The following is a 16,260-nucleotide window of genomic DNA, read 5'->3' as shown; positions in this document are numbered from 1 at the left end:
ACATGCAAAGCTTGCATATTTCATGATTTAATGCAATATTGATGTAGCACAACTTTTTTCGCGCCTGCCAGCAATGGCCAGGCATTCCATCCCACTCGCCAGGAGTACACGCCACCAGCCAGCCCCCCTTCTTCCTTTACAGTCTTTCCCGTCACGCTCTTTTACCCAAGGACACTCATGGATACGAACGACAGTTTCAAGGCAATTGCAGATTTGAATTTGGACGCAATCAAGGTCAAGCTGATGCACCGGGAATCCGGTGAAGGATGGAGCCTGGAAAAGGCCAACGCGGTGGAATTCGAGTATCGCCGCTTCCTGATCCTGATGAAGCAGTATCCGCAGGAAGAAACGGCGCCACTGATGGATGTGGACACCTTCTGGCACTATCACATCCTCGACACCTTGAAATATGCGGCCGATTGCCAGCAGGTGTTTGGCTATTTCCTGCATCACTTCCCCTACATCGGCCTGCGCGGCGAAGACGATGAAGCGGCACACCACCGTGTCGGCGAACGCATGAAACAGTTGTACGAGCAGACTTTCGGCGAGGATTACCTCCGCGCGGAAACCGCGTATTCGGGACGGGCCGCGCAAGCCGCGTTTTCCAGCGCGGCGGTGCAGGCCACGGCATTCTCCAGCGCGGCGGTGCAGGCGACGGCGTTTTCCAGCGCACCCGCCAGGCAGACGGCGTTTTCCAGCGCAGCGGTACAGGCGACGGCATTTTCCAGCGCGGCAGTCCAGGCGCAGCCGGCAGCGGCATATTCGGGAAGGGCGACAGGCAGTGCCGTAACGGCATTTTCCAGCGCACCGGGCTCGCGCGCCACGGCGGTGGAGGCTTCAGCGTTGTCGAACGGGGAAGCGAGTCGTTTCTATGTCGATCGCCCATCGCTGAGTCCGGAGACGCAAGCGTAAGCGGAAGACACTGTGTGGCTGCCGCACGCGGCAAGCCTGATCCAACCAGGCGGCATCTCTCAACTTGCCGCCCGTCAGGCGCTCTTAGGCGGCCATCAGCTCGCGCAGTTCACGGATGCTGAAATCGCTGATTTCATGCATGCGGATGAGGATCGTGGCGCCGATCGGCAAGGTGTTATGACGAATCTTGCTGATGACGGGTGGCGCCACTTCCAGTGCACGCGACAGGGCGGCATCATTTTTCAGCTGCAGCTTGTCGATGATCGCATCGAGGACGCGATTCGGGTTGTAGGTGGGCAAAGAGGTAATTTGTTTGAGAGACATGATCAAAATCCGTACTTGTTGTATTAATGCAAAATAAAACACCAAAGTCTCGTTTGCAATAATTCAGGGTAAACACACTAAAAATCGCCATCACTTATGCGGTTTAATTCCCGCAAACAATATAATACACGCTATTGTTGATTTTTGCGTAACTTAAAGCAAAATTGTGATAATTGAAGAGAATTGACGCACTTGGAATGTGCTAGAGGATAACTCAAAATGGAAAAATTTGCTGCAAGTCATCAATTTTTACGATGAGCAACACCGCTGCGCATCAGCCAGACTATGAGCATCAGCGCACCGAGGCGTGTCATGTCGGCGGATAATTGCCAGCCCTGCGCGGCCACGCTGGGCGGCATGGCGTCGAGGCGGCGCCAGGCCAGTTGCCGGCGGATCTCGTGGGGCGGCGGCGGCGGTTGCACCGCATGCTCGCGGCGCCGCATATAGGCGCGCACCTGTTCCTTGCTGGGATGGGTAATGTGATGCATCGCATGCTCCTGACGGCCGGGCATTCGTCGCGCCTACAGCCCAGCCAGCCTTAACTTTCCGAAAGGCGTGACGACATTGCTCACCATATCGCCAGGCCATCATGACCCGTTTGCGCTGCATCAATCGGAACGGGCAGTCGCGCGCCATGCGGGCCACGCCAGCCACGCCCTTCCGCCTACACCTTCTTCTGGCGCACCCGTTGCTGCTGCTTTTCCTGCGTCTGCTGGCGGTTCTGCTTGCGCTCGAACAGGGTCACGGCATCCTTCTTCGCCTGCTCCATGGTACGCATCGCTTCGTGGGCGTCGTGCGGGACAAAGAATTCGGCATCCTGGGCGCCGACCACCAGCTTGATGGCCGCTTCGTCTTCAAGGTCATACAGCTCGGTGAGAACGGTCGTGACCTCGTCCAGATATTCTTCGTATGTCAGGGTGGTCATGGAGTAATCCTTTAATGAGTCATGCGCGGCGGGCGGGCGCGAGGCGCGCCGGCCGCTGAAATATGCGGAAATAACCGGCCATTTTAACTGAAGCCGGCCTTGTCGTCTGGCAACGATTGCAATGCATCGGCCACGCGCGGGTAGCGCAGGCGCGCGCCCAGCTCGCGCTTGATGCGGCCATTGTCCATGCGGCGCGACTCGGACATGAACGACAGCAGCATCGGCGTGACCACTTTTTGCAACTCTTCGCGCGGCAGGCGCGGCGGACGCGGCAGCTTGAAGGCGTCGGCGACGGCATCGAAATACTCGGCCATTTTCAGTTCGCTGTCGTCGCTGGCGTGGTACACGCGACCGGGCCTGGCCCGCCACAGCGCGCGCTCGATGAGGCGCGCCAGGTCATCGGCGTGGATGTGGTTGGTGTACACGTCGTCGCCGGCCGCCAGCGCCGGCGTGCCCTCGCGCAGGCGCTTCAGGGGCAGGCGGTCGTCCGCGTAGATGCCAGGCACGCGCAGGATGGCCAGGCGCCCCTGGCTGCGCGCGCTCCAGGCGCGCAAGACTTGCTCGGCGTCCACGCGACGCCGGGCGCGCGCATTGCTGGGCGCCACAGTCCGCGTTTCGGCTATCCTGGCGCCGCCGCAATCGCCGTACACGCCGCTGGTGCTCACATACACCAGGCGCGCATGCTCGGGTAAAATGGCGGCCAGATGGCGCGTGCGCCGGTCCAGCAAGCCCGCCGACTGGGGCGGCGCCAGGTGCACCACGTAGGGCGCCAGTCCGGCCAGCCGCCGCAGGCTGGCGCGGTCGTCGAGGTCGGCCACGATGGGCACGGCGCCGGCCGCGCGCAGTTCCGCGCGGCGGCCTGGCTGGCTGGTGACGGCAAAGACGCGAAAGCGCGCGCGCAGCAGGGGCAGCAGCCGCATGCCGACATCGCCGCAGCCGAGGATCAGCAGGCGCGGCAGGCCCACCGGCTTGCGCAAAGAGTGCATTAACATATTTTTCATCTCAAGGATTGTATGACTTTTCAAGTTACTGTTCAGCCCAGCGGCCACCAATTCAGCTGCGAAGCGGACGAAACCGTGCTGGCGGCGGCCATCCGCGCCGGCGTGGGCTTGCCGTATGGCTGCAAGAATGGCGCCTGCGGCTCCTGCAAGGGCAAGATCGTGGCCGGCACGGTCCAGCACAAGGCGCACCAGCAGCGCGCCCTGACGCCGGACGAGGAAGCGGCCGGCTTTTCCCTGTTCTGCTGCGCCACGGCCAGTGCCGACCTCGTCATCGAGGCGCGCGAAGTGGCGGGCAGCAGCGACTACCCGATCAAGAAAATGCCGTCGCGCGTGACCACGATCGACAAAGTCGCCCCCGACGTCGTCGTGCTGACCCTGCAGCTGCCCGCCAGCGAGCGCCTGAACTACCGCGCCGGACAGTATATCGAATTCATGCTGCGCGATGGCAAGCGCCGCTCGTACAGCATGGCCAATGCGCCGCAGGACGGCGGCCCCGTGACCCTGCACATCCGCCACCTGCCCGGCGGCCTGTTCACCGACCAGGTATTTACGACGCTGAAGGAGCGCGACATCCTGCGCTTCGAAGGCCCGATGGGCACCTTCTTCCTGCGCGAGGACAGCGACAAGCCCGTCGTGCTGCTGGCCTCGGGCACGGGCTTCGCCCCCTTGAAAGCCATCGTCGAGCACATGCTCCACGAACAGTCGGCGCGCCCGATCACCCTGTACTGGGGCGGCCGCCGCCCGCACGACCTGTACATGGACGCGCTGTGCCGCCAGTGGGCCGCCGACTTGCCGCAGTTCACCTATGTGCCCGTCGTTTCGGATGCCCTGCCGGAAGACGCCTGGAGCGGCCGCACGGGCTTCGTGCACCAGGCCGTCATCGCCGACCTGCCCGACCTGTCCGGCCACCAGGTGTATGCCTGCGGCGCGCCCGTGATGGTCGATTCGGCCAGGCGCGATTTCGTGCAGCAATGCGGCCTGCCCGAAGACGAGTTCTACGCGGACGCCTTCACCACCGAAGCCGACCTGGCCCAGTAAGCGCCCCATCCAGACAGCGGGCGCTGCTGTGGCGGCCTCCGCTGCGTTTGCCTCCCTGCCACCCCGCTGCTCCCTGGAAATGTCATGTCTCTCGCCTCCGCCGGCAACGGCTTCAGTCTCTTGCGCCACCGCAATTTCGCCTGTTACCTGTCGGCCCGCGTGCTGGGCACCGTGGCCGTGCAGATGCAAAGCGTGGCCATCGGCTGGCAGGTGTACCAGATCACGGGCAGCCTGTTCGACCTGGGCCTGATCGGCCTGGCGCAATTCGCCCCCTTTTTGCTGCTGATCCTGCCCGCCGGCCACGCGGCCGACCGCCATAACCGCCGCAACATCATCGCCTGGTGCCTGGCGGCCCAGCTGGCGTGCGCGCTGGCCTTGCTGGGATTTACGTTAAGCAATCTTTCCATCGTCTGGCCCGTGTTTGCCGTGCTGGTGCTGTTCGGCAGCGCGCGCGCCTTCATGATGCCGGCCACGCAGGCCGTGCTGGTGAACATGGTGCCGACGCAACACTTCAGCCGCGCCGTCGCGCTCAGCTCGTCGAGCTCGCACGTCGCCATCATCCTGGGTCCTACCGTGGGCGGCCTGCTGTACTACTTCGGCCCCAAGGTCGTGTACCTGGCCTCGTCGGCGCTGCTGGTGCTGTCCGTGCTGCTGATGCGCGCCACCACGCCGGCGCCGCAAGTGATCAAGCGCGAGCCCGTCAGCTGGCACACCCTGCTCGAAGGCTTGCGCTTCGTCTGGTCGAAACCCATCGTGCTGGGCGCCATTTCGCTGGACCTGTTCGCCGTGCTGTTCGGCGGCGCCACGGCCCTGCTACCGGCGCTGGCGCATGACGTGCTGCACACCGGCCCCGGCGGCCTGGGCCTGCTGCGCACGGCGCCCGGCGCCGGGGCCGCCCTGTGCTCGATCGCGCTGGCCTTCTTCCCCATCACGCGCCGCGTGGGCGCCTGGATGTTCGGCGGCGTGGCCGTCTTCGGCCTGGGCACCCTGGTACTGGGCAGCACCAGCCATTTTCCGCTGGCGCTGGCGGCGCTGTTCCTGATGGGCGCCGGCGACATGGTCAGCGTCTACATCCGCCACCTGCTGGTGCAGTTCGAGACGCCCGACGCCATCCGCGGCCGGGTCAGCGCCGTGAATGCCGTCTTCATCGGCGCCTCGAACGAACTGGGCGAGTTCGAATCGGGCCTGACGGCCGGCTGGTTCGGCCTGGTGCGCGCCGTGCTCTTCGGCGGCGCCGCCACGCTGGCCGTGACGGGTATCTGGGCCGTGCTGTTCCCCGTCCTGTCGCGCATGGACCGCTTTCCCCACCATGCCAAGGAAACGGCGGCCAGGGCCGCCACCGCGACGGCAACTTAAGGGCTAAGATGCGCTATTCCCATTGACGTTTCCTGGCACCATGAAAATCACGCTCCCCCTTCACAGCTTCATCCGCAGCCGACCCCACCTGAGCATGGCCACGGCCATCGGCGTGGCGGCCGGGCTGCTGCTGCCGCCGTCCTGGCAACAGATGACGCGTTTGCTGACGGCGTGGAACGTCGCCGTCTGGTTCTACCTGGCCACCATGGCCTGGATGATGATGCGTGCCAACCATCACAAGGTCAAGGCGATGGCCGCGCGCCAGGACGAGCGGGCAACCACCGTCCTGTCGGCCCTGTCGGTGGCGTCCGTGATGAGCCTGGTCGCCATCGTCTCGCAACTGTCGGCCATGAAGGACATGACGCCGGACGAGCGCGTACTGCACTACGGCTTGACGATCCTGACCCTGGTCGGCTCCTGGTTTCTCGTCGGCACCCTGTTCTGCTTCCATTACGCCCACCTGTATTACCAGGCCGACCCCACGCTACGCCCCCTGAAGTTTCCCGACGACGAACAAAACCCCGACTACTGGGATTTCCTGTATTTCGCCTTCACCATCGCCGTGGCCGTGCAAACGTCAGACGTTGCCGTGCAGACGCGCCTGATGCGGCAGATCGTGCTGGGGCAATCCGTGCTGAGCTTTTTCTTCAACCTGGTCGTGCTGGGGCTGTCCATCAATATCGCTGCCGGACTGATCAATGGATAAGCGGCAGGGAAAAAGAATTCCATAGGGAAACTTGACCTGCGTGTAGGGTTAAGCCCATCTTAATCGTGCAGACCCCTTGAAATTGTGGAAACTGGAGTAAGATAAGTCATGCACAGAGATTGAGTGCACGAGGCAGGAAGCAGGCGCCGACGCGCCCTGGCAGCGGGTTTCGCCGTTGCCGCGAGCGGCACCTGTGATGGGTTTTTTTTGAATTGACAGGAGTAAGCATATGCAAATCAATATTCATACCGACAGCACCATCGCCAACACCGCTGGACTGAACGAACATGTGCAATCCGTACTTGAAAGCGCACTGAACCGCTTCCGCGACAACCTGACCCGCATCGAAGTCCACATCAGCGACACGAATGGCCCGAAAGGCGGCGCCGACGATATCCGCTGCGTCATGGAAGCACGCGTTGCTGGCTATCAACCGATTGCCGTGACCGAACAGAACGCCACCGTGCATCAATCCGTTGCCGGCGCCACCGACAAGCTGAAACGCGCCATCGATAGCGCCCTGGGCCGCCTGCAGGACAGCAAGCGCCACGCCACCGGCAAGAATGCCGTGATCGATACGGCCGAAGCGGAAGAAACCGCCGAGTAATCCACCCGTTTTCCAGAGACACTGGCAGCCGATCAAGGCTGCCTTTGCATTTCTGGGCCGGCTTTTCTGCCGCACCCGATGCAGGCAAAGCGACAAGCATTCAATCTTATTGACGCGACAACGAAATAATTGTCGTATTTCTCACAGAAAGTGACCTCCGGCAAGCCTTTGCCGTTACAGTCAAGACCGCTTTACGCTATCATGAAGATACTGGCCCGCTGCTTGCGCGCGCCGGATTTTTGAAAGTATGACTGTGGAACAGATCGGCAACTTCGGTGCTTCAGGCTGCAACATCGGCGATTTACAGCTATTTAGCGATGCTGCGGACAGCCGGACGGCAGCCATGCTGGCGCCCTGTCCCGTCATGCGCCTGGAAGCGGGCGAAGCCATTGCCGACACGCGCGGCGCCAGCCTGTACATCGTGCTGCGCGGTTCGCTGGCCGTGGCCGCCGACACCCACACGGGCATGGATGACGGTACCGTCAGCAAGGTCTTGCCCGGCGAAAGCGTGGGCGAGCAATCGGTGCTCGACGAAGCGAGCAACCTGGCCGCCATTTCCGCCCTCGAAGAAACCGACTTGCTGGTGATCGATGCCGCCCTCGTGTGGGAATTGATCGACCAGTCCAACGGCCTGGCGCGCAACCTGCTGCGCTTGCTGTCCTTCCGCATCCGCGCCGCGAATGCCCTGCTGCGCCGGCGCCAGAAACTGGGCGAATTCTACCGCCAGCTGTCGATGGTCGACAGCCTGACGGGCTTGTACAACCGCGCCTGGCTGACCGATCTGCTGCCGAACATGATCGTCACGGCGCATGGCGGCAGCGCGCCGCTGTCGCTGGTGATGATCGATCTCGACCACTTCAAGCGCTTCAACGATACGCACGGCCACCAGGCCGGCGACCAGGCCTTGCGCGTCGCGGCGCAGGTGCTGGGCGCGGCCCTGCGGCCCACGGACTTTGCGGTGCGCTATGGCGGCGAGGAAATGATGGTGATTTTGCCCGACACGAGCGAAAAAGTGGCCATGCTGGTGGCCGAACGGCTGTGCGAACGCATGCAGCAAGCCGTCATCTTCAACGACATGCGCAGCGCGCTGCCGCACATCACGGGTTCCTTCGGCGTGGCCAGCCTGGCGCCCGGACAGGATGAGCACGGCTTGATCGCCGCCGCCGATGCCGCCCTGTACCGCGCCAAGGCAGCCGGCCGCAACCGGGTCAGTACCTGAGGAATGCCTGACTGCCCTGCCAGGCGCCGGTTTCAGGCCGCCTTGCCATCGGCTGGCGCCTCGGCCGGCTTGCTGCTGTGGGCCGCCACGAAATCGGCATAGCCCTTCTGCACCAGCGCATAGGTCTTGTCGATATTGCCGGCGATATCGCCCTGCAGCACATTCAAGCCTTTCAAGATGTCGCGCGCTTCCGTAAATCCCTTTTCCATGCCGCCACTGATGGTGCTCATGAATTTTTCCAGCGCGGCATCATTGTCCATGCCGGGATTTTGCTGCTTGAAGGCTTCAAAAAACCCCGTCGACAGCGATACAATGCGGCTCGCCGTCGCTTCCGCGCTATTGTCCTGCGCGGCCGCGTTTTGCACGGCATTGTCGCCAAAGTCCGCCTGCAGCGCCTCGTTGATGCCGGTGATGGCCGATTTGTAGACCAGCGCCAGCGGATCGTTCTGTGAACTGAGCGAGACATTCAGCGATGCCTGCAGGATGGCCGCGTTCAGTTGCAGCCGCGATTTGTCGTTGACGCTCATCTGGGCAGCGCCGCCCTGCTGGACCTTGTCGTCCTTGTTGGCAACACTATTGGCGGCGCCGCTACTGACGGAGCTCACGGAAGGGGCGGAATTGCCGCCAGCGGCGATGGGAATTGACACGATAGGCCTCCTTGAACGGGCAATGTATGACACCATGCGAGAATCGCAGCAACGCCGATCCTCCCCTAGAGTATCGGCAGGTATTCTGAAAACTGAAGCGGCGACTTTTTAAGCAGGCCGGACAGCCACTACACGAACATTAAGCACCTATCATCAATGACAACTTTTCTCTGGCACGATTACGAAACCTTTGGCGCCCAGCCGCGCCGCGACCGACCGGCCCAGTTCGCCGCCATCCGCACCGATGCCGAACTCAACGAGATCGGCGAACCCATCATGCTGTATTGCCAGCCTGCCAATGATTTCCTGCCAGACCCGCAATCGTGCCTGATCACGGGCATCACGCCGCAGCAGTGTTTGCAGCTGGGCGTGCCCGAGCACCAGTTCGCCGCCACCATCGAAGCGGCCTTTTCGGAACCGGGCACCATCGGCGTGGGCTACAACACCATCCGTTTCGACGATGAAGTCACGCGTTTCCTGTTCTGGCGCAACCTGATCGATCCGTACGCGCGCGAATGGAAAAACCATTGCGGCCGCTGGGACATCCTCGACGTGGTGCGCATGACGCACGCGCTGCGCCCGGAAGGCATGCAATGGCCGAAGCGCGACGATGGCCAGACCAGCTTTAAACTGGAACACCTGAGCAAGGCCAATGGCCTGGTGCACGAAGCGGCGCACGATGCGCTGTCCGACGTGCGCGCCACCATCGCCCTGGCCCGCCTGATCAAACAGAAACAGCCGAAACTGTTCGAGTTTTGCCTGGCCCTGCACAAGAAGGACAGGGTCGCCAGCGAGATGGGCATGCACCTGGCCGCCAGCGAGCGCCAGCCCTTCCTGCACGTATCGGGCATGTTCCCGGCTGAACGCGGTTGCCTGGGCATCGTCTGGCCGCTGGCCAGCCACCCGAGCAATAAAAATGAAATCCTCGTCTGGGATTGCGCCTACGACCCGCGCGAACTGTTCACCCTGGACGCCGACACCATCCGCACGCGCCTGTTTACGCGCAACGACGCCATGCCTGAAGGCATGACGCGCCTGCCCGTGAAAAGCGTGCATTTGAACAAGTCACCCATGCTGGTGGGCAATTTAAAGACCCTGTCGCCGGCCATGGCAGCGCAGTGGGGCATCGACGTGGAGGCGGCGCGCGCCAACGCGCAGCTGGCGGCCGCGGCGCCGAACATGGACGCCATCTGGGCCGAAGTGTTCCAGCGCCCGGGCGCGAGCACCGCGCTGGACGTGGATGAGGATTTGTACAATGGTTTCGTCAGCAACGACGACCGCCGCCTGCTCGAATCGCTGCGCCGCGACACGCCGGCCAGGCTGGCCACGGCCCGCCCCTCATTTGCCGACGAGCGCCTGCAGGAACTGCTGTTCCGCTACCGCGCCCGCAATTTCCCGCAAACCCTGAGCGAAGCGGAAAGCCTGCGCTGGGAACAGCACCGCGCCGCCCGATTGTTCGACGGCGACGGCGGCGCCCGCACCATCGAAATGCTGTTTACGGAAATCGACGTGCTGTCGGAATCGGTCGATGAGCGGGGGGAAGAGATTCTTGGCGAACTCTACGATTATGCGGAGATGGTGGCGCCCATGCGCGACTGAAGGACCAGGCTGGGTAGGTCGGATTAGCGGGGCAAGGCCCCGCGTAATCCGACAACATTGTTGACGTTACTGGTGTTGTCGGATTACGCGGCGTCGCCGCTAATCCGACCTACGCTGCACGGTGCTGATTGATCGCATCGCGCGTCTCGATGGCCACGCGGCGCGCCGCGTCGGCCCAGTCTTCGCCGTCCTGCGGCGTGGCGTAGATGATGGCGCGCGAGGAGCTGATCATCATGCCCATGCCGTTCGCCGTCTGGCCCGCGCCGACGGTGGCGGCAATATCTCCGCCCTGGGCGCCGATGCCTGGCACCAGCAGCGGCATGTCGCCGACGATGGCGCGCACCTGCGCCAGTTCTTCAGGGAAGGTGGCGCCGACGACGAGCGCGCACTGGCCGTTCTTGTTCCATTTCCCGGCCACCAGGCGCGCCACGCGCTGGTACAGCGGTTCGCCGTCCGTATTCAGGAATTGCAGGTCCGAGCCGCCCGGGTTCGAGGTGCGGCACAGGATGATCACGCCGCGGTCCGCCCACGCCAGGTAGGGGTCGAGCGAATCCTCGCCCATGTACGGATTGACGGTGACGGCGTCGGCGCCGTAGCGCTCGAACGCTTCGCGCGCGTATTGCGTGGCCGTGGCGCCGATGTCGCCCCGCTTCGCGTCGAGGATCAGCGGGATGTGCGGATAGTTTTCGCGCACGTAGCGGCAAATGTCTTCCAGCTGCTGTTCCGCGCCCAGCGCGGCAAAGTAGGCGATCTGCGGCTTGAAGGCGCAGGCCAGGTCGGCCGTGGCGTCGATGATGCGCGTGCAAAAGGTGGTGATTCCATCAGGCAAGTCGCGCAGTTCGGCCGGCAGTTTCGCCAGGTCGGGGTCCAGTCCCACGCACAGCAGGGAATTATTGGCCGTCCATGCGGCGGATAATTTATTGATGAAATTCACGGCACACCTTCTCTATATTCAGTTGCAAACCCCGTATTGTAACGCGGCGCGGGCACGGCAAGGCGGCCACGGATAGCCGCCCGCGCTTATTAAACCGACATGGCGGGCCGTTTCAGGTATATTTGCCTCATCCCTTTTACTCTGCACGGAACCCATCATGCAAATCACCAATCAATTCACCAAATGGCTGCGCCTGGCCCTGAGCGTCACCGTCCTGGCCGGCATCCTGACGGGCTGCGGCTACAACGATTTCCAGAGCAAGGACGAAGCCACCAAGGCCGCCTGGGGCGAAGTGGTCAACCAGTACCAGCGCCGCGCCGACCTGATCCCCAACCTGGTGAACACCGTCAAGGGCTATGCGACGCATGAAAAGGAAACGCTGGAAGCGGTAACCAAGGCGCGCGCCGCCGCCACCAGTTTCCAGATCACGCCCGAGGTGCTGAACGACCCGGCCGCGTTTGAAAAGTTCCAGCAAGTGCAGGGGCAGCTGTCGTCGGCCCTGTCGCGCCTGATGGTGGTGTCCGAGAAATATCCTGACCTGAAGGCCGACACCAGCTTCCGCGACCTGCAGTCGCAGCTCGAAGGCACGGAAAACCGCATCACCGTGGCGCGCCAGCGCTACATTGCCGCCGTGCAGGATTACAACGTGCATGCGCGCAGCTTCCCGAACAACCTGACGGCCATGGTCTTCGGCTACAAGGTCAAGCCCTCGTTCACGGTGGAAAACGAAAAAGCCATCTCGACCGCGCCGACCGTCAACTTCGGCAAATAAGATGAAAGCCTGGTCCTACCTCGCGGCGCTGGCGACGGCCCTGCTGCTGTGGACGATGCCGCCGGCCGGCGCGCAGGGCTTGCAGCCCGTGCCGCCGCTGGCCGCGCGCGTGACGGACAACGCCGCCATGCTCGATGCCAAGCAGAAAGCGTCGCTGGAAGCCGTGCTGGCCGACTATGAAGCCAGGACGGGCAGCCAGATCGCCGTGCTGCTGGTCAAGAGCACGGAACCGGAAGCCATCGAGCAATACAGCATCCGCGTGACGGATGCCTGGAAGCTGGGCCGCAAGGGCGTCGACGACGGCGTGCTGCTGATGGTGGCGAAGGACAATCCCTCGGCGTTGCGCCGCCTGCGCATCGAGGCGGGCCGCGGCGTGCAGGGCGTGCTGACGGATGCGCAGTCGAAACGCATCCTGCAGGACGTGATCGCCCCGCATTTCAAGCAAAACGACTATTACGGCGGCCTGGTGGCTGGCGTGGGGGCGATTGCCACCTTGCTGAACCAGGAGCAGTTCCCCGCTCCCGCACAGCAGAAAGCGCCGGCCACCGTGGAAGCGGGCGGCCTGAGCTTCTGGCTGCCGCTGCTGTTCTTCGGCTTTCTCGTCGTGCTGACCCTGTTCCGCTCGCGCGGCGGCCCCACGCGCCTGCAGCGCGGCAGCAACTGGTCCAGCGGCGCCACGGGCGTCGTGCTGGGCAGCATCCTCAGCCAGGCACTCAACAACCGCGGTGGCGGAGGAGGCTTCGGCGGCGGCGGCGGATTTGGCGGTGGCGGTGGCGGCGGTGGTTTCGGTGGCGGCGGCGGCGGTTTTGACGGCGGCGGCGCCTCGGGAGATTGGTAATGACGAAACAACTGACATTCGGACAACGCTGCGGACGCGCCCTGAAACATTTGCGGGGCACGCCGGCGACGGCGCGCCAGGCGTTTCCGGAACGCACACTGAAAGCCATCGAAACGGCGATTGCCGACGGCGAAAAGAAACACCAGGCGGAAGTGCGCCTGATCGTCGAGGCGGCCCTGACGCCGGGCATGGCCTATCAAGGCGTGAGCAACCGCGAGCGGGCGCGCGAACTGTTCGCCCAGTATGGCGTATGGGATACGGAAGACAACGTGGGCGTGCTGATCTATATCAATCTGGCCGAGCACCAGGTCGATATCGTGGCCGACCGCAATGCGGGGCGGCGCGTCACGCCGGCGCAATGGCAAGCCGTGTGCCGCACCATGACGGCGGGTTTTGCCGACGGCAATTTCCATGACAGCACCTTGCAGGCCCTGGCGCAACTGAACGATTTGCTGCAAAGCCACTTCCCGGCCGATGGCACGCGCGGCAACCAGTTGCCAAACGAACCGATCCTCCTCTGATGGCGTTCAGGGATTAAAATCCGCCATGGCCCCGCAGCATGGCGGCGCCCCCACCCGCCGAGGAGAAAACATGAGACTGACCGATAAAACCGCCATCGTCACGGGCGCCACGCAAGGCATCGGCCTGGCCTGCGCCAGCCGCCTGATCGCCGAGGGCGCGCAAGTGATGCTGGTCGACATCAAGGAAGAAGGCGCGCAGGCGGCCGCCGCCCTCGGCCCGCAGGCGCACTTCTTTTGCGCCGACGTCAGCCAGAAGGCGGACGTCGACGCCATGCTGAAGGAAACCCTGGCCCGCTTCGGCCATATCGATATCCTCGTCAACAATGCGGGCGTGACGCACGCGGCCGATTTCCTCGACGTGTGCGAAGACGATTTCGACCGCGTCATGCGCATCAACCTGAAATCGATGTTCCTGTGCGGCCAGGCCGTGGCGCGCGAGATGGTCAAGCGCGGCAGCGGCTGCATCATCAATATGTCCAGCGTGAATGCGGAGCTGGCCATTCCGAACCAGGTGCCCTACGTGGTATCGAAAGGCGCCATCAACCAGCTGACCAAGGTCATGGCCCTGAACCTGGCGCCACACGGCGTGCGCGTCAACGGCATCGGCCCTGGCACCATCCTGACGGAACTGGCCAGGCAGGCGGTGTTGTCGAGCCCGCAGGCGCGCCACACGATTTTGTCGCGCACGCCGCTGGGCCGCTGCGGCGAACCGGAAGAAGTGGCCGGCATCGCCGCCTTCCTGGCCAGCGACGACGCCAGCTACATGACGGGCCAGACCATCTATGTCGATGGCGGGCGCATGGCGCTCAACTACACGGTGCCCGTGAAAGAATAGCCGGCCGCATTCGAGTTATATCAAAAATCAATAATAGATATCTGAAAATACCATTAGACACATATCGTGCGACGCAGCATAATGCACCTGTCTCCACTATTCTCCTCCAAGAAAATAGTTTTAAGCCCGCTTTCACCAGCGGGCTTTTTTTTATCCTGCGCCTGGGCGCGCCTCCTGTTCCGGCCATGCCCGCCGTGATTGCACCGGTTTTTCACGCTGCGCCCAAATATGTTGCGCCGTGTCATAGGCCGGTCATGTTCGCCCCCTATACTTGCTTCATCTGCAGTACACGCAACCGATATGCGTGACTACAGACCGGTGTGCCGCATCCGGCGCACCACTCCGTTTCAGCACTGTGGCGTGGCCCGCTGCGCGGCGAAGGCCCGGCGTGGCCACGACACAGGCAGATTGCATCACTCTTGAACCCTTTTGGGTTTTTGGCCCGCTCTCCAGCGGGCCTTTTTTTGTCCCGGCCATCCGTATTGCGCAGTAACATGTGCGCCCGGTGCGCAACATGTTATGGTTGCCTCTTTGCCTACTTTGATACGATCTTGCCGACCATGCCCGCCGCCCTGCTCCAACTGTGCTTCTCCGAACGATACGAACGCCTGCGCTACCGCACGGCACTGCTGCTGTACCTGCTGGTGATATTGATCGGCGACATACCCGGCGTGCGCGCCGATGTCGGCCAGTATGCATCGGGAGGGGTGCTGCACTCGTTTGGCTACGGCGTGCTGACCTTGATCCTGTTCAGCGGCACACGCGGCGGCATGGCCCGCCGCGCACTGCTGTCGCTGCTGATGGTGGCGGCGATGGGCGCGCTCGATGAAGGCATCCAGAGTTTCCTGCCCTACCGCCATGGCGCCGTGAGCGACTGGCTGGTCGACATCACGGCCGCCGTGGCGGTGGTGCTGCCCTTGTATTTCCTCTGGCCCAGGATGACCGCCGCCGCCCTGGGCAGAACGGCGCAATAGACGCGCAGCCGGCGGCGCAACGGCGGTCAAGCCCGGTCGTTTTCGCTGCCAAGCAACTCCAGCGGCAACTGGCCCTGTCCCGGCGCCTCGCGGCCGCCGCGCATGCCCATGCGCCGCAACAGCGCGCGCATCTCGCGCCGGCTGCCGGCCCCCATGGCGCGCGCCGCATCGCGCTGCATCTCCAGCAACTGCTCCGATCGTGCCAGCCGCACCAGGCCATGCAAGGCCTGGCCCAGCACATGGCGCGCGCGCGCATCGTGCGTACTGCCAAAGACGGCGCACACCAATTCGTCGATCACTTTTTCGGTAGGGCCTGATGACATTTTTTCTCCTGTTTAACAGTGAGGAAACGTGCGAGCGCACGGAATGTTTTCTGCAAGCATCTACTTATACCAAGCACAAGAATTGAGCTGCTTGATATAGCTCAATGGGCCATGACAGGCGGCGAACATCCTCTGCCCGCCGTGCTCTTACATGCAGTAGTTGCCGCATGCCGGTGCGCAGTCCCCCCCGCGCTTGCCCCTATCGTTTGCCCCTAGTGTTCGACCATGAGGAGACCAAGATGAACTCAAAAAAAACCCTGCTGTTGGCGGGCCTGATGTGTGCATTGCTCGCCGCCTGCCACTCCACGGACAGCAACAGCCTGGCCCGCAGCAGTAGCGGTGAAAACTATGCCGCGCCTGCGGGCACCACGCCGCAAAGCGCCATGCCGGCCAGTACCGCGGCCAGCAGCGAGACGAATGCCAACATGAGTAGCAACATGAGCAGCACCATGAGCAGCGACACAGGCCAGGCCAGCCTGAACATCAGCTCGGCCACCGTGCAATCGATAGAGGCCGTACCGCGCAGCATGGATCAAGGCACGGGCGACATGCAGGCGGGCACCTCGGGCACGGCGGGCAGCACTTCGGCGAATGTCATCTACCGCGTGACCTTGCGCCTGGATGATGGCACGACGCGCACCTTCGTCCAGAACAGCCAGCCCGCGTTCCAGATCGGCGACCGGGTCAGCGTGCAGAAAGGCGTGATGCAGAAGTATTGATGGCAACTAC

20 protein-coding genes are annotated in these 16,260 nt (G+C 63.1%); 13 read left to right on the top strand and 7 right to left on the bottom strand.

All coding sequences use genetic code 11. The features are described 5' to 3' along the window. Positions 1-213 precede the first annotated feature (213 nt). Positions 214-912: a glycine-rich domain-containing protein gene (locus AC3RCJ_RS07445; RefSeq protein ID WP_492960409.1), complete on the top strand. Its 699-nt coding sequence runs from the start codon at positions 214-216 to the stop codon at positions 910-912. Positions 913-996: 84 nt separating this feature from the next. On the opposite strand, the gene AC3RCJ_RS07440 is transcribed toward AC3RCJ_RS07445, so the two are convergent. The 4 genes from AC3RCJ_RS07440 to AC3RCJ_RS07425 all read right to left on the bottom strand — a co-directional run bounded on the left by AC3RCJ_RS07440 (position 997) and on the right by AC3RCJ_RS07425 (position 3,162). Beyond that, positions 997-1,236 carry a hypothetical protein gene (locus tag AC3RCJ_RS07440; protein WP_029496207.1) on the bottom strand — a complete coding sequence of 80 codons (240 nt, stop codon included), beginning with the start codon at positions 1,234-1,236 and terminating at the stop codon, positions 997-999. Between the two features lie 242 nt (positions 1,237-1,478). Then, positions 1,479-1,724 carry a hypothetical protein gene (locus AC3RCJ_RS07435; protein WP_492960407.1) on the bottom strand — a complete coding sequence of 82 codons (246 nt, stop codon included), beginning with the start codon at positions 1,722-1,724 and terminating at the stop codon, positions 1,479-1,481. Between the two features lie 176 nt (positions 1,725-1,900). Beyond that, positions 1,901-2,161, bottom strand: a complete 261-nt coding sequence (locus AC3RCJ_RS07430) for a hypothetical protein (protein WP_492960405.1) — start codon at positions 2,159-2,161, stop codon at positions 1,901-1,903. Between the two features lie 83 nt (positions 2,162-2,244). Then, on the bottom strand, positions 2,245-3,162 hold the full coding sequence (locus AC3RCJ_RS07425; RefSeq protein WP_492960403.1) for an SDR family oxidoreductase: 918 nt from the start codon (positions 3,160-3,162) through the stop codon (positions 2,245-2,247). 12 nt (positions 3,163-3,174) lie between these two features. On the opposite strand from AC3RCJ_RS07425, the gene AC3RCJ_RS07420 reads away from it, so the two are divergent. The 5 genes from AC3RCJ_RS07420 to AC3RCJ_RS07400 all read left to right on the top strand — a co-directional run bounded on the left by AC3RCJ_RS07420 (position 3,175) and on the right by AC3RCJ_RS07400 (position 8,088). Further along, positions 3,175-4,200 (top strand): CDP-6-deoxy-delta-3,4-glucoseen reductase, encoded by a 1,026-nt coding sequence (locus tag AC3RCJ_RS07420; RefSeq protein ID WP_492960401.1) that lies wholly within the window; start codon positions 3,175-3,177, stop codon positions 4,198-4,200. 84 nt (positions 4,201-4,284) lie between these two features. Continuing rightward, a complete protein-coding gene (locus AC3RCJ_RS07415) occupies positions 4,285-5,556 on the top strand; it encodes an MFS transporter (protein WP_492960399.1) in 1,272 nt (423 codons plus the stop codon). A 40-nt stretch (positions 5,557-5,596) separates the two neighbouring features. Then, on the top strand, positions 5,597-6,262 hold the full coding sequence (locus AC3RCJ_RS07410; protein WP_492960397.1) for a DUF1345 domain-containing protein: 666 nt from the start codon (positions 5,597-5,599) through the stop codon (positions 6,260-6,262). A 229-nt stretch (positions 6,263-6,491) separates the two neighbouring features. Then, positions 6,492-6,869 carry an HPF/RaiA family ribosome-associated protein gene (locus AC3RCJ_RS07405; RefSeq protein ID WP_034781728.1) on the top strand — a complete coding sequence of 126 codons (378 nt, stop codon included), beginning with the start codon at positions 6,492-6,494 and terminating at the stop codon, positions 6,867-6,869. A 253-nt stretch (positions 6,870-7,122) separates the two neighbouring features. Continuing rightward, complete coding sequence (locus tag AC3RCJ_RS07400; RefSeq protein ID WP_492960493.1) at positions 7,123-8,088, top strand: GGDEF domain-containing protein; 966 nt, start codon at positions 7,123-7,125, stop codon at positions 8,086-8,088. Positions 8,089-8,120: 32 nt separating this feature from the next. On the opposite strand, the gene AC3RCJ_RS07395 is transcribed toward AC3RCJ_RS07400, so the two are convergent. Continuing rightward, a complete protein-coding gene (locus AC3RCJ_RS07395) occupies positions 8,121-8,735 on the bottom strand; it encodes a DUF5610 domain-containing protein (protein ID WP_492960395.1) in 615 nt (204 codons plus the stop codon). Positions 8,736-8,891: 156 nt separating this feature from the next. Between AC3RCJ_RS07395 and sbcB the strand changes: the two genes are divergently transcribed. Next, positions 8,892-10,334, top strand: coding sequence for an exodeoxyribonuclease I (sbcB, locus tag AC3RCJ_RS07390; RefSeq protein WP_492960393.1), 1,443 nt, complete (start codon positions 8,892-8,894; stop codon positions 10,332-10,334). A 109-nt stretch (positions 10,335-10,443) separates the two neighbouring features. On the opposite strand, the gene pyrF is transcribed toward sbcB, so the two are convergent. Next, on the bottom strand, positions 10,444-11,268 hold the full coding sequence (pyrF, locus tag AC3RCJ_RS07385) for an orotidine-5'-phosphate decarboxylase (protein WP_492960391.1): 825 nt from the start codon (positions 11,266-11,268) through the stop codon (positions 10,444-10,446). 157 nt (positions 11,269-11,425) lie between these two features. Here pyrF and AC3RCJ_RS07380 point away from each other — a divergent pair, with 157 nt between their 5' ends. The 5 genes from AC3RCJ_RS07380 (at position 11,426) to AC3RCJ_RS07360 (ending at position 15,208) form a co-directional block, all read left to right on the top strand. Beyond that, the gene (locus AC3RCJ_RS07380) at positions 11,426-12,040 is read left to right on the top strand and encodes a LemA family protein (RefSeq protein WP_492960389.1); all 615 of its coding nucleotides are present in this window, start codon (positions 11,426-11,428) and stop codon (positions 12,038-12,040) included. Between the two features lies 1 nt (position 12,041). Continuing rightward, positions 12,042-12,878, top strand: a complete 837-nt coding sequence (locus AC3RCJ_RS07375) for a TPM domain-containing protein (RefSeq protein WP_492960387.1) — start codon at positions 12,042-12,044, stop codon at positions 12,876-12,878. Then, positions 12,878-13,399, top strand: a complete 522-nt coding sequence (locus tag AC3RCJ_RS07370; protein ID WP_492960385.1) for a TPM domain-containing protein — start codon at positions 12,878-12,880, stop codon at positions 13,397-13,399. Before AC3RCJ_RS07375 ends, AC3RCJ_RS07370 begins: the two co-directional genes overlap by 1 nt. A 70-nt stretch (positions 13,400-13,469) precedes the next feature. Beyond that, on the top strand, positions 13,470-14,234 hold the full coding sequence (locus AC3RCJ_RS07365) for an SDR family NAD(P)-dependent oxidoreductase (protein ID WP_492960383.1): 765 nt from the start codon (positions 13,470-13,472) through the stop codon (positions 14,232-14,234). 560 nt (positions 14,235-14,794) lie between these two features. Beyond that, the gene (locus AC3RCJ_RS07360; protein ID WP_492960491.1) at positions 14,795-15,208 is read left to right on the top strand and encodes a VanZ family protein; all 414 of its coding nucleotides are present in this window, start codon (positions 14,795-14,797) and stop codon (positions 15,206-15,208) included. 26 nt (positions 15,209-15,234) lie between these two features. On the opposite strand, the gene AC3RCJ_RS07355 is transcribed toward AC3RCJ_RS07360, so the two are convergent. Further along, entirely contained in the window at positions 15,235-15,531 is a 297-nt protein-coding gene (locus tag AC3RCJ_RS07355; protein ID WP_492960381.1) for a hypothetical protein, read from the bottom strand. Positions 15,532-15,770: 239 nt separating this feature from the next. Here AC3RCJ_RS07355 and AC3RCJ_RS07350 point away from each other — a divergent pair, with 239 nt between their 5' ends. Beyond that, complete coding sequence (locus AC3RCJ_RS07350; protein ID WP_492960379.1) at positions 15,771-16,250, top strand: hypothetical protein; 480 nt, start codon at positions 15,771-15,773, stop codon at positions 16,248-16,250. The last annotated feature ends 10 nt before the right edge of the window (positions 16,251-16,260 follow it).

Source organism: Janthinobacterium sp. GW822-FHT07H11, from assembly GCF_058798615.1.
This window is presented reverse-complemented; position numbering and strand designations above follow the sequence as displayed.